The 17,907-nt window shown below is 67.1% G+C and carries 18 protein-coding genes; 8 read left to right on the forward strand and 10 right to left on the reverse strand.

Annotation, left to right across the window (positions count from 1 at the left end; translation table 11 throughout):
* Positions 1-6 precede the first annotated feature (6 nt).
* From HUT07_RS02635 to HUT07_RS02645, 3 genes are all read right to left on the reverse strand, one after another.
* A complete protein-coding gene (locus HUT07_RS02635; protein ID WP_176019612.1) occupies positions 7-822 on the reverse strand; it encodes a thiol:disulfide interchange protein DsbA/DsbL in 816 nt (271 codons plus the stop codon).
* A gap of 106 nt (positions 823-928) precedes the next feature.
* The gene (locus tag HUT07_RS02640) at positions 929-1,579 is read right to left on the reverse strand and encodes a thiol:disulfide interchange protein DsbA/DsbL (RefSeq protein ID WP_176019613.1); all 651 of its coding nucleotides are present in this window, start codon (positions 1,577-1,579) and stop codon (positions 929-931) included.
* Between the two features lie 106 nt (positions 1,580-1,685).
* Positions 1,686-2,483 carry a c-type cytochrome gene (locus HUT07_RS02645; RefSeq protein WP_099820952.1) on the reverse strand — a complete coding sequence of 266 codons (798 nt, stop codon included), beginning with the start codon at positions 2,481-2,483 and terminating at the stop codon, positions 1,686-1,688.
* A gap of 155 nt (positions 2,484-2,638) precedes the next feature.
* On the opposite strand from HUT07_RS02645, the gene yihA reads away from it, so the two are divergent.
* Positions 2,639-3,241 carry a ribosome biogenesis GTP-binding protein YihA/YsxC gene (gene yihA, locus HUT07_RS02650; protein ID WP_176019614.1) on the forward strand — a complete coding sequence of 201 codons (603 nt, stop codon included), beginning with the start codon at positions 2,639-2,641 and terminating at the stop codon, positions 3,239-3,241.
* Between the two features lie 118 nt (positions 3,242-3,359).
* Here the strand turns inward: yihA and HUT07_RS02655 are convergent, their stop codons facing one another.
* The 3 genes from HUT07_RS02655 to HUT07_RS02665 form a co-directional block, all read right to left on the reverse strand.
* Positions 3,360-4,334: an MBL fold metallo-hydrolase gene (locus HUT07_RS02655; protein WP_176019615.1), complete on the reverse strand. Its 975-nt coding sequence runs from the start codon at positions 4,332-4,334 to the stop codon at positions 3,360-3,362.
* 680 nt (positions 4,335-5,014) lie between these two features.
* The gene (locus HUT07_RS02660) at positions 5,015-5,839 is read right to left on the reverse strand and encodes a helix-turn-helix transcriptional regulator (RefSeq protein ID WP_176019616.1); all 825 of its coding nucleotides are present in this window, start codon (positions 5,837-5,839) and stop codon (positions 5,015-5,017) included.
* Entirely contained in the window at positions 5,836-6,540 is a 705-nt protein-coding gene (locus HUT07_RS02665; RefSeq protein ID WP_176019617.1) for a VIT family protein, read from the reverse strand. The genes HUT07_RS02660 and HUT07_RS02665 overlap by 4 nt, the downstream gene beginning before the upstream one ends.
* Positions 6,541-6,692: 152 nt before the next feature.
* Between HUT07_RS02665 and HUT07_RS02670 the strand changes: the two genes are divergently transcribed.
* Positions 6,693-8,057 carry a glutamate--cysteine ligase gene (locus HUT07_RS02670; RefSeq protein ID WP_176019618.1) on the forward strand — a complete coding sequence of 455 codons (1,365 nt, stop codon included), beginning with the start codon at positions 6,693-6,695 and terminating at the stop codon, positions 8,055-8,057.
* A 122-nt stretch (positions 8,058-8,179) separates the two neighbouring features.
* Here HUT07_RS02670 and HUT07_RS02675 read toward each other — a convergent pair whose 3' ends face one another.
* The gene (locus HUT07_RS02675) at positions 8,180-9,238 is read right to left on the reverse strand and encodes an NAD(P)-dependent alcohol dehydrogenase (protein WP_176019619.1); all 1,059 of its coding nucleotides are present in this window, start codon (positions 9,236-9,238) and stop codon (positions 8,180-8,182) included.
* A gap of 106 nt (positions 9,239-9,344) precedes the next feature.
* Here HUT07_RS02675 and HUT07_RS02680 point away from each other — a divergent pair, with 106 nt between their 5' ends.
* Positions 9,345-10,229: a LysR family transcriptional regulator gene (locus tag HUT07_RS02680; protein WP_176019620.1), complete on the forward strand. Its 885-nt coding sequence runs from the start codon at positions 9,345-9,347 to the stop codon at positions 10,227-10,229.
* A 126-nt stretch (positions 10,230-10,355) separates the two neighbouring features.
* On the opposite strand, the gene HUT07_RS02685 is transcribed toward HUT07_RS02680, so the two are convergent.
* The 3 genes from HUT07_RS02685 to HUT07_RS02695 all read right to left on the reverse strand — a co-directional run bounded on the left by HUT07_RS02685 (position 10,356) and on the right by HUT07_RS02695 (position 12,830).
* On the reverse strand, positions 10,356-11,009 hold the full coding sequence (locus HUT07_RS02685) for a TetR/AcrR family transcriptional regulator (protein ID WP_176019621.1): 654 nt from the start codon (positions 11,007-11,009) through the stop codon (positions 10,356-10,358).
* A gap of 192 nt (positions 11,010-11,201) precedes the next feature.
* Positions 11,202-11,618, reverse strand: coding sequence for a VOC family protein (locus HUT07_RS02690; protein ID WP_176019622.1), 417 nt, complete (start codon positions 11,616-11,618; stop codon positions 11,202-11,204).
* A gap of 108 nt (positions 11,619-11,726) precedes the next feature.
* A complete protein-coding gene (locus HUT07_RS02695; RefSeq protein WP_176019623.1) occupies positions 11,727-12,830 on the reverse strand; it encodes an alkene reductase in 1,104 nt (367 codons plus the stop codon).
* A 132-nt stretch (positions 12,831-12,962) separates the two neighbouring features.
* Here HUT07_RS02695 and HUT07_RS02700 point away from each other — a divergent pair, with 132 nt between their 5' ends.
* From HUT07_RS02700 to HUT07_RS02720, 5 genes are all read left to right on the forward strand, one after another.
* Positions 12,963-13,868, forward strand: coding sequence for a LysR family transcriptional regulator (locus HUT07_RS02700; RefSeq protein WP_176022460.1), 906 nt, complete (start codon positions 12,963-12,965; stop codon positions 13,866-13,868).
* Positions 13,869-13,923: 55 nt separating this feature from the next.
* Positions 13,924-14,199, forward strand: a complete 276-nt coding sequence (gene frmR, locus HUT07_RS02705; RefSeq protein WP_005411009.1) for a formaldehyde-responsive transcriptional repressor FrmR — start codon at positions 13,924-13,926, stop codon at positions 14,197-14,199.
* A 61-nt stretch (positions 14,200-14,260) separates the two neighbouring features.
* A complete protein-coding gene (locus HUT07_RS02710) occupies positions 14,261-15,370 on the forward strand; it encodes an S-(hydroxymethyl)glutathione dehydrogenase/class III alcohol dehydrogenase (RefSeq protein ID WP_176019624.1) in 1,110 nt (369 codons plus the stop codon).
* Positions 15,371-15,422: 52 nt separating this feature from the next.
* On the forward strand, positions 15,423-16,253 hold the full coding sequence (gene fghA / locus HUT07_RS02715) for an S-formylglutathione hydrolase (RefSeq protein WP_176019625.1): 831 nt from the start codon (positions 15,423-15,425) through the stop codon (positions 16,251-16,253).
* Between the two features lie 169 nt (positions 16,254-16,422).
* A complete protein-coding gene (locus tag HUT07_RS02720) occupies positions 16,423-17,868 on the forward strand; it encodes a GGDEF domain-containing protein (protein WP_176019626.1) in 1,446 nt (481 codons plus the stop codon).
* Positions 17,869-17,907 lie beyond the last annotated feature (39 nt).

The raw sequence follows: 17,907 nt of genomic DNA on the forward strand, positions 1-17,907 counted from the left end.
CTTTGATCAGTGAGCCTGGGCCGCACCGCGTTCGCGGGCGATCAGGTGGTCGGCAATGCGCAGCATGTCCGGGAAGCTCTTGCCCTTCACCAGGTACTTGCCGTTGACGATGATCGACGGGGTGCCGCTGATCTGGCTGCGCTGGGCAAACTGCTTGGCCGAGTTGGTCTTGGCATTGACCGCAAAGCTGCCCATGGTGGCGGCGAACTGCTTCGGGTCGACGCCGTAGGCACCGTAGAACTTGGCGATGTCATCGACCGAATCGGCACCGCGCTCGCCCTTCAGGGTCTTCTGCGAGTGGATGGCCGAGTACAGCGCTTCGTGGGTCTTTTCCTGCACGCCCAGCGTCTGTGCGGCGTAGAAGGCACGGGCATAGTTGTCCCAGGTGCCGCCGAACATGGCCGGCACGTAGACGAAGTTCACATCGCTCGGCAGGCCGGCCTTCCACGGGCTGACCAGCGGCTGGAAGGCCGCGCAGGCGGGGCAGACGTAACCGAAGATCTCGACCACTTCGACCTTGCCGGCCGCCGGCTGGAACGGCTGGCCGTTCGGGATCAGCTGGTAGTCGGCACCTTCCACCGGAGCCGGGCCGGTCAGCGCGGCGGTGGTCGGGGCAGGTGCGGCGGTGGCGGCGGTCTTGTCACCTTCGGCAGCCGGTGCAGCGGTCTCGCTGCCAGCGGCCGGTGCGGCCGGTTCGGTGCTGGCCGGGGTCGCTGCCGGTTCTGCCGGGGCGGAGGTGTTGGCGGTGCCATCGTCGGCCTTGCAGGCCGCCAGGATCGGCAGCAGCGCTGCGAGGGCGAGGACAGCGAAACGGGTCTTCATGGAAACGTCTCCAGCATCTGGAAAGGTGGGGCCGGCGTCAGGCGCCGGCCAGAGGGAAATGATGACATGCGGCGGCGACAGCGCCGTGTCGATGGTGTGAGTTGGTTCAGCGGCCGCGGGCGGCGCGGGCCTGGGCGATCAGTGCCGAGGCGATGCGCAGCTGGTCGTCGAAGCTCTTGCCACGGACCAGGTACTGGCCATTGATGATGATGGCCGGGGTGCCCGGCACCTGGGTGCGCTGGGCGAAGGCACGGGCGGCATCGACCTTCTTCTGTACCGCCTCGCCGCGCAGGGCCTGCGTGTAGCGCTCCGGAGTCACGCCATAGGCCTTGTAGAAGCTGGCGAGCTCATCGGCCGAAACGTTCTGCATCGGCAGCGTGCCATCCTGGTGCAGGGCCTTGAAGACGGCGGCGTGGCTGCGCTTGGCCACGCCCACTTCGTCGGCGGCGTAGTAGGCCAGCGCCCAGGCATCCCAGGCACCGCCGAAGGCGGCCGGGACCGGGGTGAAGCGCACGTCGGCCGGCAGTTTGGCCGCCCAGGCGGCCAGCTGCGGTTCGAAATGGGCGCAGTGTGGGCAGGTGTAGCCGAACACCTCGACCACTTCGATCTTGCCGGCCAGCGGCTGGAACGGGCCAGGCTGGGCGATGCGCTCGTAGTCTTTGCCTTCGACAAGCGGGGCGTTGGCGGGGGTGGCGGCACAGGCCGCCAACGGCAGCAGCACCAGCAGGGACAGCAGAAGGCGGGGAATCAACCTCATCGACACGCATCTCCGTTGAAAATGACAACGCCGGCGCAGCCGCCGGCGTGAAGGAAACATACCGCAGCGGCGGGCCGTCGTGGCGACCCGCGCCGACCAGTGGCTGTCAGGGGGCGGCGGCCGGTCGCGTCGAAGCGCCTTCGGCGGCGAGGTCGTCGGCCTTGTTGTGCAGGCCCTGCAGGTAGCTGGAAAGGGCCTGCACCTCCTGCTCGGTCAGTTTCTGCGCCACCGTGGCCATGATCTGGAAGTGCGCCTTGTCGGTTTCGTTGGTCTGCCCGGCCTGGTATTCCTGCAGGCGACGGGCGACATAGCTGGCGTGCTGGCCGCCGATGTGCGGGTAGGCCGGGCCGGGGTTGCCGGCGCCGCTGGGGCCGTGGCAGGCCATGCAGGCCGGCAGCCCGCGCTGGGCGTCGCCGCCGCGGTAGAGCTGCTGGCCGATCTGGTAGAACTTCATGCCCTTGTACGGGCCCTCGGCCACCAGCGTGTCGTCGGCGATGCCCGCGTTGGCCTTCTGGGTGGCGAAGAACGCGCCGATATCGCGCATGTCCTGCGGGGTGAGGTTCTGCACGAACGGCACCATCGCCACCGCAGCGCCGGAACTGCGCTGGCCGTTGGCGATCAGGGCCATCTGCTGGGCCACGTAGCGCTCGCTCTGGCCGGCGATGCTGGGATACATCTCCACCGTGGAATTGCCATCGGCCCCATGGCAGGCAGCACACGCGGTGGCCTTGGTCTGGCCGGCCTTGGCATCGCCCCAGGTGGTCTTGCTGAAATCCACCTCGAGTGAGGCGGTCCTGATCGGGCCGTTGTCGGGCAGCGGAGTCAGCGTGGTCTGCGCAAAGGCAGCAGCGGCAACAACGGCAGTAGCAAGGGCGGATACGGCAAGAACGCGAGCGTGGCGCATGCTGAAGCTCCGTATGGACCGGCCGGGCGGCGGCGGCCGGCATCGCCCGGATTATCAACGCCGTTTCCGTACACGGTCAACGCAGCAGTGCAGCATTTTCCCGCGGGAGGCCCACGGGCCGGGCGCGCGGCGCCGCAACATGCGATCCTATGCGCATGTCATTGCTCATCGAACGCGCCCAATACCACCTCTCTGCCCACAACATGGGGCAGCTGCCGCCCGATGAAGGTTCCGAAGTGGCCTTTGCAGGTCGCTCCAACGCCGGCAAGTCCAGCGCGCTCAACGCGCTGACCCGCCAGAACAGCCTGGCCCGGGTCTCCAAGACGCCTGGCCGGACCCAGCAGCTGGTGTTCTTCCAGGTCACCCCGGACGCCCACCTGGTCGATCTGCCCGGTTACGGCTACGCCAAGGTGCCGCTGGACCTGCAGGCGCACTGGCAGGCCTTCATCGACCGCTACTTCCGCACCCGCGAGGCCTTGAAGGGCCTGGTGGTGGTGATGGACATCCGCCATCCGCTGAAGGACTACGACCGGCAGATGCTGGCCTACGCCGTGCAGCGTGGCCTGCCGGCGCATGCGCTGCTGACCAAGGCCGACAAGCTCAGCCGCAGCCAGCAGATGCAGACCCTGCAGAAGGTGCGCAAGGAGCTGCATTCCTCCTTCGGCGATACGGTGAGTGTGCAGGTGTTCTCCGGCGCCGCCCGTACTGGCGTGGATGAAGCCCGCGGCATCATCGGCGGCTGGCTGGGGCTGGCATAAGGAACAGGGCGCTGGGCCTTGCCCGGCGTCATTTCCGTAGAGCCGAGCCCATGCTCGGTTGTCAGGGTCTCGCCGCGCTACGCGCGGCAGCCGAGCATTGGCTCGGCTCTACACGGGGTCATTTCAACGGCGAGAACTCTGCCGGTACCCACGCATAGGCCTTGCCTTCGCTGCGCACGTGACCCAGCCCGGGGAAGGGCAGGTGCGCACCGGCGACCCACCAGCCCTTGGCGGTGGCTTCCTGCAGCAGACTGCGACGGCTGGCCGTAGCCGCCGTGCGGTCCGAATCGGCCTCGAATGCTGCTTCCGGGTGCGCGAACTGGACTGCATGGAAATGCAGCACATCGCCCCACACCAGCAGTGACTGGCCTTGGCTGTCGAAGCGATAGGACACATGCCCCGGCGTGTGGCCGTGGGTATCCATTGCCACCGCGTGGCCGGGCAGGGCATCGCCGGGCTGGAAGGTGTGCAGGCGACCGGCAGCCTGGTACGGCGCCACCGCGTTGCGTGCCAGCGCGAAGGCGAAGCGCACGCCTTCCGGCGCTGTGGCTTCGCTGGCCGGGTCGAGCCAGTAGCGGGCATCGGCCTTGGACAACCACACCGTCGCATTCGGATAGGCCGGCTTGCCTTGTTCATCGAGGATGCCGCACAGGTGATCGGGATGGGCATGGGTGAGCAGCACCTCATCGATCTCGGACGGATCCACACCCGCTGCGCGCAGGTTGCCCAGCACCTGGCCCAGGCCGGGGCCGAAGCACTGCGCGGTGCCGGCATCGACCAGGGTCATGTGCGTGCCCTGGCGCACCAGGAAGGCGTTGATCGCAGTCTGCAGGCCTTTCTTGTCTTCGGGCACGTAGCGGCCTTCGAGCAGGCGACTGACCAGCGTTGGCGGCACATCGACCACTTCCTGCCGGCCGAGCGCGACCACGCCATCGAACAGGGCGGTGACCTGCAGCGCACCGATGCGCTGGTGTTGCACGCCCGGCACCTGCTGGGTGGGAGCGGGCGAGGTGGCCTCGGCCAGCGCGACCAGCGGCAGGGAGGACAGGGCCAGCAGCAGGGCGGCGCGCAGCGGCAGGTGGCGCAGGGTCATGGTGGTTCTTCTCGATGAGTGATGGGCAGGCCCGGTGCGCACAGCGTGCCGCGTTGCGCGAGCGTGCGGCGCTCAAACCACTGCGCGGAATGCTCAAGGGGTTATCGGCAGGACTGCGCCCTGCACCCGCGGTAGTGCCGGCCGCTGGCCGGCAACCTCAACAGCAACAGCAACAGCAACAGCAAAGGCGGGCATTCCGTGGGATGGCGGGGTGGGTCCGGTTGCGGGGGACGCTGCAAGTACGTCCATGTAAGCTCGGTCGCCGCATCCATGCGGCTCACGCCCCCGCAACCGGACCCACCCCGCCTTCGACAGATTTCCGCGATCTGTTGGGATGGCATGACCTGCTCTTGGTGGGTGTCGACCTTGGATCCAGGCCATGGGTGGATGCTCTTCGAATTCAATTCGGAATCATCGAAATGAATCGAATGGACGGGGAGGAAATCATCCACGCATGGCGTGGATCTACTGGCCACCGGGAAACTGTCGAAGGCGGGGCACTGTGGGTTTGCGGGGTGTGAGCCGCATGGATGCGGCGACCAAGCCTCCATGGATGGATTCACGGCGTCCCCGCAAACCCACAGTGCCCTGCCATCCCACGGAATGCCGCTTTGGCCTTTGCTGTCGCCGTTGCTTGAAGAGCCTCTGCGGGTGCAGGGCGCAGCCCTGCTGAAGAACCCTCAAATATCTGTAGGAGCGAGCCCGTACTGCTCGGCGAAGCGCTTGCTGAAGCTCGCGGCAGAGCGATACCCCGCGCGCGCTGCCACGGTCTTCAGCGGCAGGTCGGTGGTGTACAGCAGCTGCATGCCATGGGCCAGGCGCGCTTCGGTCAGCAGCTGGCGCAGGCTGGTGGCCTCGGCCGCCAACCGCCGCCGCAGGGTCGCGCCGCTCAGTGCGAAGTGCGCTTCAACGTCGCGCGACTGCCAGTCGCGTGCCGGTTCGGCAGCGATGCGGTCGCGGATCTGTTCGCCCAGCGTCGGTGCGTGCGGCAACAGCAGGTTGCCGTGGCCCTGCCGGCACCACGCCAGCACCAGGGTGGCCAGTGCCAGTCGCGCTTCGCTGTAGCGGGCATCCTGCAACGATTGCCGCCAGCTGCGCAGTACCGCCGCGTGATCACACAGCGCCTGTCGTGCCAGTGCCGGCCCGGCCGTTGGCAAGGCTTCGCTCCACAGGGTGCGCGCCGCGGCCAGTACTTCCGGGCACAGCGGCACGATCGCGCTGAGGTACCGGCCGGTCTGCGGGTCCGGCGTGTTGACCACATCGATGCGGCAACGCTGCGTGATCAGCAGGATGTCGCCCGGGACGAAGGTCAGCGACTGGTGTGCGGTACGCACCTGCTTGCGGCCTTCCAGCAGGATGGCGAACTGCGGCTGCGGTATCTCCACCGAACTGGCGCCATGCTCGCGGCGGGCGGTGATGCAGGCGTAGCCTTCGGCGCGTTCGCAGCCGGCCAGGCTGGCCATCTCCGCCAACAGTGCCATGGCGGTGGGGGGCATGCCGGTCATACGACGTGCGCGCCCAGCAGGCGACCCACCGCCGCTGCAGCGGCCATCGCCAGCGCGCCCCAGAACATCACGCGCAGGGCGCCGCGCATCGGTGACGCGCCACCGGCCCGCGCCGCCATCGCGCCGGTCAGGCATAGACCGGCCAGGGTGCTGACCGTGGTGGCCGTGGCGACGTTCTGTACCGGTGCCAGCAGTGCGGTCAGCACCGGCAGGGCAGCACCACAGGTGAAGGCGCCGGCCGAAGCCAGTGCAGCCTGCAACGGTCGCGCGCGCAGTTCCTCGGTGATGCCCAGTTCGTCGCGCGCATGGGCACCCAGCGCGTCGTGGGCGGTCAGCTGCTCGGCGACCTGGCGTGCCAGCGCCGGTTCCAGGCCGCGGTGGCGGTAAATCGCGGTCAGCTCGTCCAGTTCGCTGTGCGGGTCTTCGTGCAGCTCGCGTTTCTCCATCGCCAGATCGGCATTCTCGGTATCGGCCTGGGTCTGCACCGACACATACTCGCCGGCGGCCATCGACATCGCACCGGCCACGGTGCCGGCCACGCCCGTGGCCAGGATCGTGCTGGCCGAGGCGCCGCTGGCGGCCACCCCGACCACCAGGCCGGCCACCGAGACGATGCCATCGTTGGCGCCCAGCACGGCGGCACGCAGCCAGCCGACGCGATCGGCGCGATGCAGTTCAGGATGTCGTGAATGGCGGCTCATGGCCCTGAGTGTACGAGGGTCAAGAGGGTGTCGGTAGGATGCTGAAACCCGTCACCGTCGCATGACGTAACGAGCCGCCACGCTATAGTGCGCCCTTGCGATGCAAGGCTCCCAGCCCCACATCCCCTGCCACCGTCCAGCGAGCCACCCCCTTGTCGAGCCCCAGCCACGTCGCCGATACGCCCATTACCGACCGCTCGCAACTGGTGGCGGAGATCGCCTCCGGCGAGAAGCCCCGTTCGCAGTGGCGCATCGGTACCGAGCACGAGAAGTTCGGGTTCCGCCTGGATGACCTGCGCCCACCGACCTTCGAGGGCGAGCGTGGCATCGAGGCACTGCTCAACGGCCTGGTCCGTTTCGGCTGGACGCCGGTGCAGGAAAACGGCAACACCATCGCCCTGCTGCGTGATGGTGCCTCGGTGACGTTGGAGCCCGCTGGCCAGCTGGAACTGTCCGGTGCGGCGCTGGAAACCATCCACCAGACCTGCGTGGAAACCGGCACCCATCTCAATGAAGTGGCACAGGTGGCCGGTGAACTGCAGCTGGGCTTCCTTGGCATGGGCTTCCAGCCAAAGTGGACGCGCGATGAAATGCCGTGGATGCCGAAGGGCCGCTACAAGATCATGCGTTCGTACATGCCCAAGGTCGGTTCGTTGGGCTTGGACATGATGACCCGCACCTGCACCGTGCAGGTGAACCTGGATTACGCCAGCGAAGCGGACATGGTGAAGAAGTTCCGCGTGTCGTTGGCGTTGCAGCCGATCGCCACCGCGTTGTTCGCCGACTCGCCGTTCACCGAAGGCAAGCCGAACGGCTACCTCAGCTACCGCTCGCACATCTGGACCGACACCGATGCCGACCGTACCGGCATGCTCGACTTCGTGTTCGAAGACGGCTTCGGTTACGAGCGCTACGTCGACTACCTGCTCGACGTGCCGATGTATTTCTCCTACCGCGACGGCATCTACCACGATGCCAGCGGGCAGAGCTTCCGCGATTTCATGCAGGGCAAGCTGCCGGTGCTGCCGGGCGCGTTGCCGACGCTGCGCGACTGGTCGGACCACACCACCACCGCGTTCCCGGAAGTGCGGCTGAAGAAGTACCTGGAAATGCGCGGGGCCGATGGTGGCCCGTGGAGCCGCCTGTGCGCGCTGCCGGCCTTCTGGGTGGGGCTGCTGTACGACGACACCGCGCTGGACGCGGCGTGGGACCTGGTCCGCGACTTCAGCCTGGTCGAACGCCATGCGCTGCGTGATGGCGTGCCCAAGCATGCGATGAACCTGCCGTTCCGCAATGGCACCGTGCGTGATCTGGCGCGCGAAGCAGTGAAGATATCCGTGGAAGGCCTCAAGCGCCGTGCGGCGCGCAATGCCGATGGCCAGGATGAAAGCAAGTTCCTGGACGTGCTGCAGGAAATCGTCGAGTCCGGCCTGACCCCGGCCGAGCGCAAGCTGGCGCTGTTCCATGGCCGCTGGCACGGCGATGTGGATCCGGTGTTCCGCGAATTCGCGTACTGATCGCCTTGCGGTAGTGCCGGCCGCTGGCCGGCAGATGTACGGGGTTGCCGGCCAGCGGCCGGCACTACCAAACGAAAAACCCCGGCATTGCCGGGGTGTTTCGTTTTCACGTCCGCCTTGGATCAGGCGGCGTTCTTCATCGTCGCCATGTCGATCACGAAGCGGTAGCGCACATCGTTCTTCGCCATGCGCTCCCAGGCTTCGTTGACGTTCTTGATGTCGATCATCTCCACATCGCTGACGATGCCGTGCTCGGCGCAGAAGTCCATCATTTCCTGGGTTTCAGCCATGCCGCCGATCGCCGAGCCGGTCAGGTGCTTGCGACCGAAGATCACGCTGCCACCGGTCAACGGCGGGTCCAGTTCGGTCAGCACGCCGACCAGGCACATGGTGGCCTCGCGCTTGAGCAGGCCCATGTACGGGTTGGTGTCATGGCCGACCGGGATGGTGTTGAGCAGGAAGTCGAAGCTGCCGGCGTGGGCCTTCATCTGCGCCGCATTACGCGAGACCAGTACTTCATCGGCGCCCAGGCGCTTGGCGTCGGCACCCTTTTCCGGCGTGGTCGTGATCATCACCACGTGCGCACCGAGCGCCTTGGCGAACTTCACGCCCATGTGGCCGAGACCGCCCAGACCGATCACGCCGACCTTCTGGCCCGGGCCGACCTTCCAGTGGCGCAGCGGCGACCAGGTGGTGATGCCGGCGCACAGCAGCGGCGCGGCGGCCTTCAGGTCCAGCGTTTCGGAGACCTTGACCACGAAGCGCTGCTCGACCACCACGTGGTCGGAATAGCCGCCGTAGGTCGGGGCACCGTCAGCGCGTTCACGGCCGTTGTAGGTCCAGGTGGCACCTTCGGCGCAGTACTGCTCCAGGTCGTGTTCGCAGGCATCGCAGTGGCGGCAGGAGTCGACCATGCAGCCGACGCCGGCATGGTCGCCGACCTTGAAGCGGGTGACGTCGCTGCCGACCTCGGTCACGCGGCCGATGATCTCGTGGCCCGGCACCATCGGGTAGATCGAGCCACCCCAGTCGTCGCGGGCCTGGTGCAGGTCGGAATGGCAGATGCCGCTGTACAGGATCTCGATGCGCACATCGTTCGGGCCGACGGCGCGGCGCTCGAACTCGAAAGGTACCAGCGGATCGGTATGGGTATGGGCGGCGTAACCACGGGCGAGGGACATGGGGAATCCTTGGCGGGTTTGTCGAAAGGCGTTTTACAATACGCCCCGTACCGCAAGGTAAGAAGCCCATATATCGGCATGATTCATCAAGGCAGACTGCACAATCATGGCCACTGACAATCTGTCCCACCTGGCTGCCTTCGCCGCGGTCGCCCGCCATCGCAGCTTCCGCCGGGCAGGCGCCGAACTGGCCCTGTCGACCTCGGCGGTGAGCTATGCAATCCGCGCGCTGGAGGAACGGCTGGGGGTGGGCCTGTTCCATCGCACCACCCGCAGCGTGGCCCTGACCGAGGCCGGGCAGCGCCTGCTGGAACGCCTGCAGCCGGCGCTGGGCCAGGTGCACGATGCGCTGGAAGAGATGAACCAGTTCCGTGCCGTTCCCGCAGGCCTGCTGCGGATCAACGCGACGCGGGCGGCGGTGGCGACCCAGCTGGGTCCGAGGCTGGCGCGCTTCCTGCACGCCCATCCGGACGTGCGGGTGGAACTGACCGAGAACGATGGCCTGGTCGACATCGTCGCCGAGGGCTACGACGCCGGCGTGCGCCTGCACGAGTTCGTGCCCGAGGACATGGTGGCGGTGCCGATGGGACCGCCGCTGCGCGGATTGATCGTCGGTTCGCCCGAGTACCTGCGGCGCCGGCCGGCTCCGCAGCACCCGCGCGACTTGGCTGCACACGAGTGCGTGCGTTTCCGCTTCGCCAGCGGCCATCTGTACAAGTGGCAGTTCGAGCGCGAGGGCCAGACCCTGGAGATCGACGTACCGGGGCGGCTGACGCTGTGCGAGCAGGGCACCGTGGTTGGCGCGGTGCTCGATGGCATCGGCCTGGCCTATGTGCTGGAAGACACCGCGCGGCCGTACATCGACTCGGGGCAGATGGTGGCGGTGCTGGAAGACTGGAGCGAACCGTTTGCCGGGTTCGCGTTGTACTACCCCAAGCAGCGGCAGATGCCTGGAGCGCTGCGCGCGTTCGTGGATATGCTGCGCGAGTGAATCGTGGTGGGTCGCATCCACGCATGGCGTGGAACTACTGATCCACTGCCGCATGCCCATTTCGAGCCACGCCACGCGAGGATGCCCTTGCACAGTAGATCCACGCCATGCGTGGATGGCACCACGTTACGCAGCCTGCAACATCGGCTCCATCAACTGCAGGCAGTCGCGCAGATGCGCATCCACCGATGCGTCCTCGGCAACCACGCCGATGGCGCGTTCGCGCAGGGGTTCGGCCACGGCCATGGACAGCACCAGCCGCGCCATCTGCTCTGGATCACCGGCGCGCAGCAGACCACGTTGCTGCTGCCGCCGCAGCCAGTCCGTCAGCAGCGCACGACCGCGACCGATGCCGTTGTCGAGGTAGGCCTGCAGCAGCGCGTCCTTCCCCGGGAAGTCGGTGGTCAACAGGCGGAACACCCGCACCGCCTGCGCTGACAGTGCCTGCGCGCACACCGCCTGCAGGATGTCGTGCAGCAGTGGCAGCACGTCATCGGCGTGGCGGGCATCACGCTGCAGCTGCGGTGCGAAGCCATCGGTCCACTCGCGCACCGCCAGGCCCACCAGCTCGTCACGGTTGCCGGCATGCCGGTACACCGTCTTCTTGGCCACACCGGCATGCGCGGCGACCGCTTCGATGGTGGTCGCTTCGTAACCCTGCGTCAGCAGCAGATCCAGCGTCGCCTGCAGCACGGCATGGCGTACGTCGGCTTCTGGCCGTGCTGGACGGCCGCGGCGACGCGGCGTAGCGATCGGATCGGGCGTGGCGGTGGCAGTCATCGCGCACATTCTAGCGCACCCCGGGAATTTGGAAACTTATTTCGTTTCCGTATTTTCCGGACTTCATCTGCCGAAGCATTCACCATGGATACCGTCACCAGCGATACACCTGGCAGCACATCCGCCGGTGGCGGCACGCCTGAAGTTCCACCGCGCGCGTTGCTCACACCTGTGCCGTAGTGAGCAGGCGCGTTAGTCCAGCAGGGCGTCGTAGCCTGCATCGCTGAACTGGATCAGGCAGAAGCCGTGGCCGAAGGGATCGGCCAGCACGGCGATCTTTCCCCAGCGCCGCTCGCGCACGGATTGTTCGAGCGTGGCGCCGGCCGCAACCACACGCCTCAGCGCGACCTCGATGTCATCCACCACCCAATCCAGGTGCAGCGGCGTCCAGTGACGCTCGTAATCGCGCACGTCGCCGTCTTCGGTGGCGGCGCTGCCGGCGTCGTTCTGCAGCAGATACAGCGGCGTCGGTCCGCCCAGCAGTTCCAGCGCACCCGGGCCGAGGCGGCGGCCGGCGTGCAGGCCGAAGGCCTGGGTGTAGAAGGCTTCGGCGCTGGTGATGTCGGGGACGTCGAGGTTGACGATGAAGGAGGCGGCGGAGGGGAGCATGGTGGATGGCCGATGGGATGCCGGACAACCATGCGCCTGCTGTCTGGTTGCATCAAGGCGAGGCACACCGGCGGCCGCCGGTGCGCCGCATCTATGCATGGTGTGGATCTAGTGTGCGCGCGGGTAATCCAGGTAGCCTGCTTCGCCGCCGCCGTAGTAGGTGCTGCGGTCGGGCGAGGCCAGCGCGATATCGCGCTGCAGGCGCTCGACCAGGTCCGGGTTGGCGATGAACGGTTGGCCGAAGGCGGCCAGGTCGATGGCGCCGGCCTCGACCAGTTTCAGCGCACGGGCGCGGGTCATGCCGCCGGCCAGGATCAGCGTGCCGCCGTAGGCCTGCTTGAACTGCTGCAGGAACGCTTCGCCCAGCACCGATTCACCCTGCTGCAGGTTGTCGTTGAGGTGCACGTAGGCCAGCCCGCGTTTGCCCAGTTCTTCGGCCAGGTACAGGTAGGTGGCTTCGTTGTCCGGGTAGAACGGCATGTCGAAGGTCAGGTTGTTCGGTGCCAGCCGCACACCGATACGCTGCGCACCGATACGCTGCGCCATCGCATCGACGGTCTCCAGGATCAGCCGCGCGCGGTTCGGCAGCGAGCCGCCGTAGCGGTCCTCGCGCTGGTTGATGAGCGGGTTGAGGAACTGCTCGAACAGGTAGCCGTTGGCGGCATGCAGTTCGATGCCATCGAAGTCGGCGGCGATGGCATTCTCAGCACCGCGCACGAAGTCGTCGACGATGCCGGGAATCTCTGCAGTAACCAGCGCACGAGCCGGAGTCGGATCGGCATGGCCACGGCTGCCGTCGTCCAGATACACGAACGAGGTGTTCTTCGGTGCACTGGCCACCGGGCGCGTGCCGGCGCTGACCGGTTGTCCACCATCGGGCTGCAGTGAGGAATGCGACATGCGGCCGACGTGCCAGAGCTGGGCAAAGATCGTGCCCTGAGCGGCATGCACCGCCTCGGTGACCAGCGTCCAACCGGCCACCTGCTCGGCCGACCAGATGCCCGGCACATCGATGTAGCCCTGGCCCTGCGGCGAAACCGGCGTGCCTTCGCTGATGATCAGGCCGGCGCTGGCGCGCTGCCGGTAGTACTGCGCGGTGAGCTCATTGGCGACCGAACCGGGGTTGCGGGCACGGGTCATCGGGGCCATCGCGATGCGGTTGTGCAGGGGCAGTCCTGCAAGGTCGAACGGGCGGAACAGGGCGGCGGTCATGTCAGTCATCTCGGTGCGGGGGAGGGCGCCAGTGGCGCGATGCACACAGGATGGAGTTGACATGCAGACGCATAAAGCGCTTCGATTTCCCTTGGTGGGGGACTATTTGTCCCCAATGGAGAGCAGGAAATGATGCCGCCGCTGGAATCCTTGAATGGCCTGGTCACCTTCGTCACCACGGCGCGCTCGGGCAGCTTCACCGAAGCGGCCGATGCGCTGGGCATCTCGCGCTCGGCGGTGGGCAAGGCCATCGCGAGGCTCGAAGTGCGTCTGGGCGTGCGGCTGTTCCATCGCACCACGCGGCGCATCGCGCTGACCACTGACGGCGAGGCGTACTACGCCTCCTGCGCGGCAGCGCTGGAAGAAATCTCCGCAGCCGAGGCCTGCCTGGGTTCGGCCGGGCTGCCCAGCGGGCGGCTGCGCATCGACATGCCATCCTCGTTCGGGCGGCTGGTGGTGCTGCCGGTGCTGTTGCGACTGTGCCGGCAGTACCCGGATCTGCAGTTGACGATGACCTTCACCGATCACTTCGTCGACCCCGTCGAGGAAGGCATCGACCTGCTGATCCGCTTCGGCGGCCTGCATCAGGCCGAGCATCTGGTTGCGCGGCGGCTGGGACGCCAACGCCTGGTCACCTGCGCATCTCCGGAGTACCTGCGGGCACATGGCACCCCGCATACCGTCGAGGAGCTCGCACAGCATCGCAGCATCGTCGGCTTCCGCCACGGCCAGCCGGTGGCGTGGCGGATCGGCAGCGATGATGTGGAAGGAACCTTCATCCCGAATGCGGCCTACCAGCTCAACGACGGTGACGCGGTGATCGATGCGGCCATCGCCGGGCTGGGCATCTGCCAGATGCCCATTTCACTGATGCGCCGTCATCTGGAATCGGGCGCGCTGCACTCGGTGCTGGACGAGCACATGCAGCGGCATATCGACATCCACGCGCTGTGGCCGCCCACCCGCCACCTGCGGCCGAAGGTGCGCTACGTGGTGGATGAGCTGACACGATTGGCGGCCGAGGGCGCCTTCGATTGAGTTTGCGTGACGGGTCTGTATACTATCCCCCAGTATAGTTCCGAGGTGGGCCGTCATGCCGCACTCCCCCGAAGAAAAAAAGAAGGTTCTCGCCCGCGTGCGCCGCATCCGCGGCCAGTGCGATGCGCTGGACCGCGCGCTGGAAGCCGGCGCCGACTGCGGGCCGGTGCTGCAGCAGATCGCCGCCATCCGTGGTGCGGTCAACGGCCTGATGTCCGAAGTGATGGAAGCGCACCTGCGCGAGGAGTTCGGCCAGCCTGCCGCCTCCGATGAACAACGCGCCGAACGCGTGCGCGACATGAGCGCGTTGATCCGCTCGTACCTGAAATGAACGACGGCGCGACACAGCGCCGCGCATCCTGTTTTCCTTTACCTTTCTGGAGAGTGCCACCATGAAATCCCGTGCCGCCGTCGCCTTTGGTCCCGGCCAGCCGCTGCAGATCGTCGAGATCGACGTCGCTCCGCCGAAGGCTGGCGAAGTGCTGGTGAAGATCACCCACACCGGTGTCTGCCACACCGATGCGTTCACCCTGTCCGGCGATGACCCGGAAGGCCTGTTCCCGGTGGTGCTGGGCCATGAAGGCGCTGGCATCGTGGTGGAAGTGGGCGAAGGCGTGACCAGCGTGAAACCGGGCGACCACGTGATTCCGCTGTACACCGCTGAGTGTGGCGAGTGCCTGTTCTGCAAGAGCGGCAAGACCAACCTGTGCGTGTCGGTGCGGGCGACCCAGGGCAAGGGCGTGATGCCTGACGGCACCAGCCGCTTCAGCTACAACGGCGAGCCGATCTACCACTACATGGGCTGCTCGACCTTCAGCGAGTACACCGTGGTGGCCGAAGTGTCGCTGGCCAAGATCAACCCGGACGCGAACCCGGAACACGTTTGCCTGCTCGGCTGCGGCGTGACCACCGGCATCGGCGCGGTGCACAACACCGCCAAGGTGCAGGAAGGCGACAGCGTGGCCGTGTTCGGTCTGGGCGGCATCGGTCTGGCAGTCATCCAGGGTGCGCGCCAGGCCAAGGCCGGCCGCATCATCGCGGTGGATACCAATCCGTCCAAGTTCGAGCTGGCGCGCGAGTTCGGCGCGACCGACTGCATCAACCCGAAGGACTTCGACAAGCCGATCCAGCAGGTCATCGTCGAGATGACCACCTGGGGCGTGGACCACAGCTTCGAGTGCATCGGCAACACCAGCGTGATGCGTGCGGCGCTGGAATGTGCACACCGTGGCTGGGGCCAGAGCGTGGTGATCGGCGTGGCCGGTTCGGGCCAGGAGATCTCCACCCGTCCGTTCCAGCTGGTGACCGGGCGCAAGTGGATGGGTACCGCCTTCGGTGGCGTGAAGGGCCGCAGCCAGCTGCCGGGCATGGTCGAAGACGCGATGAAGGGCGATATCGAACTGGCCCCGTTCGTCACCCACACCATGGACCTGGACAAGATCAACGACGCCTTCGACCTGATGCATGAAGGCAAGTCGATCCGTTCGGTGGTCCACTACTGAGCCACGCCAGGTGGCGGGCCATTGAGCCTGCCACCCCTCGGGAGGAAACCCCATGGAACGCATCGAACACCGCGCCTGTGCCGGCGGCTGGCAGGACGTCTACCGCCATCACTCCGCTACGTTGGGCTGCGACATGCAGTTCGCCGTGTACCTGCCGCCGCAGGCCGCCAGCAAGAAGTTGCCGGTGCTGTACTGGCTGAGCGGGCTGACCTGCACCGAGCAGAACTTCATCACCAAGGCCGGTGCGCAGCGCTATGCGGCCGAGCACGGCGTCATCATCGTCGCCCCGGATACCAGTCCGCGCGGCGATGACGTGGCCGATGCCGAGGGCTATGACCTGGGCAAGGGCGCTGGCTTCTACCTCAATGCCACCGAACAGCCGTGGGCGAAGCACTACCGCATGCACGACTACGTGGTGCAGGAACTGCCGGCGCTGATCGAAGCGGACTTCCCGGTGAACGACGCACGCGCGATCAGCGGCCATTCGATGGGGGGCCACGGCGCACTGGTGATCGCGCTGCGCAACCCGGGCCGATACCGCAGCGTCTCGGCGTTCTCGCCGATCGTCGCGCCCAGCCAGGTGCCGTGGGGCCAGAAGGCCTTCACCGCCTACCTGGGCGACAAACCAGCCGACTGGGCGCAGTGGGACGCCACCGCGCTGATCGCCAACGCCAGCGAACGCCTGCCGCTGCTGGTCGACCAGGGTGAGGGGGATGAGTTCCTGCAGACCCAGCTGCAGCCGCAGCGCCTGCAGCAGGCCTGCGAAGCGGCCGGTCATCCGCTGACCCTGCGCCTGCAGCAGGGCTACGACCACAGCTACTACTTCATCGCCAGCTTCATCGGCGAGCACATCGCACACCACGCCCGGGCCCTGCATGCCTGACCGCTGGTAGTGCCGGCCGCTGGCCGGCAACCTGCAGACCTGGGTTTTCTCGGGGTTGCAGGCCAGCGGCCGGGTGCACGCGGAGTGTCGGTTTGCCGCAGTGGATCACGCCGCTGTGGCGTGGTGGCGCGCTATCGTGCCGCCATACGGCCTTGCGCATGGGGGATGCATGCTGGTTGTGCTGGCGCTGATGTTCGTGATCTGCCACGGCCTGGTCGTGGCGTTCTGGCCGGGCACGGCCGGTGGGGGATCGTTCGTGTTCCTGACTGCGGCGCCCCTGCTGGCCGCCGCGGCCTGCCTGTGGCGCGGCCAGCGCGACCGGGCTGCACTCGGCTGGCGGGCCACTGCGGTCGCGCTGCTGCTGTGGGCCGGTGGCATGGCCTTCAACATGGCCGATGCGCTGGGCGCCGGCCGAGCCGACATCACCCCACGCGTCAGCCTGCTGCTGTATGTGCTGTACGGCGTGCCACTGGTGTTCATCCTGGCCCGTGCCCGGCGCGAACGCCGGATGATCAGCCTGATCGACGGCGTGATGGCTGCATTGCTGGGCGTGCTGTTCTTCGTACACACGCAATCCTTTGCCGATCGCATCGACATCGATGACCAGGCGATGGCCCACATGCAGCGCATGTTCGACATCCAGAACCTGTGCATCGCCGGTTTCGCGGTGGTGCGCTGGGTCGCCGGCGATGCGCCCGAACGACGCAGCTTCTACCGCGCACTGGCGTTGTATGCGCTGTCCTATCTGCTGCTGGCGTTCTACATCAATCACTACACCGCCGAGCAGTCGTTCGGTGCCTTCAACGATCTGTTGATCGATCTGCCGTTCCTGCTGCTGGCATTGCTGGCGCTGCGCCAGGCACCCGCGCCGGGCTTTGTGCTGCACCCACGCCTGCTGCGATTGGTGCAGGCGGGCGGACCGATCATCCTGCCCCTGCTGCTGCTGGTGGTCGGCACCCTGGTGGTGGACCACGCGCGGCCGCTGGCGGTGACCGGCTTCGTGGTGGCGACACTGGGCTTCGGCCTGCGCAGCACCCTGCTGCAGATCGACCTGCTGGAACGGCAGGCGGGCCTGGATCAGCTGGCGCGGCAGGATGGCCTGACCGGCGTAGCCAACCGCCGTGAGTTCGATACGCTGCTGCTGGCCGAATGGAACCGCGCGCGCCGCAGCGGCACCGAACTGGGCCTGCTGCTGGTGGACATCGACCATTTCAAGGCATTCAACGACGAGCACGGTCATCCCGCGGGTGACCGTTGCCTGCAGGCGGTGGCCGCGGTGCTGCAGGCCACCGCCGGGCGTGCGGCCGACAGCGTGGCGCGCTATGGCGGTGAGGAGTTCGCAGTGATCGTGCCCGGCAGCCCGTTGTCAGGTGTGCTGGCATTGGCCGAGCGACTGCGTGAGGCGGTGGAAGCACTGCCGCTGCCGGAAGGCCCGGTCAGCATCAGCGTGGGTGTGGGCTACCTGCATCCGCCGGCGCTGGCCAGCGCCGAGCAGTTGCTGGCCGATGCCGATGCCGGCCTGTACGCAGCCAAGCGTGCAGGCCGCAACCAGGTGACCTTGCACGCGCATGTGCTGGACGACGACGGGAACGCGCACGGCACGCTGGACTGTTGAGCATGCCGGCGCAATGGCCACGGCAGCACGTCCCGCAGC

It is taken from the genome of Stenotrophomonas sp. NA06056 (assembly GCF_013364355.1).
In the GTDB taxonomy this organism is placed as follows: Bacteria; Pseudomonadota; Gammaproteobacteria; order Xanthomonadales; family Xanthomonadaceae; genus Stenotrophomonas.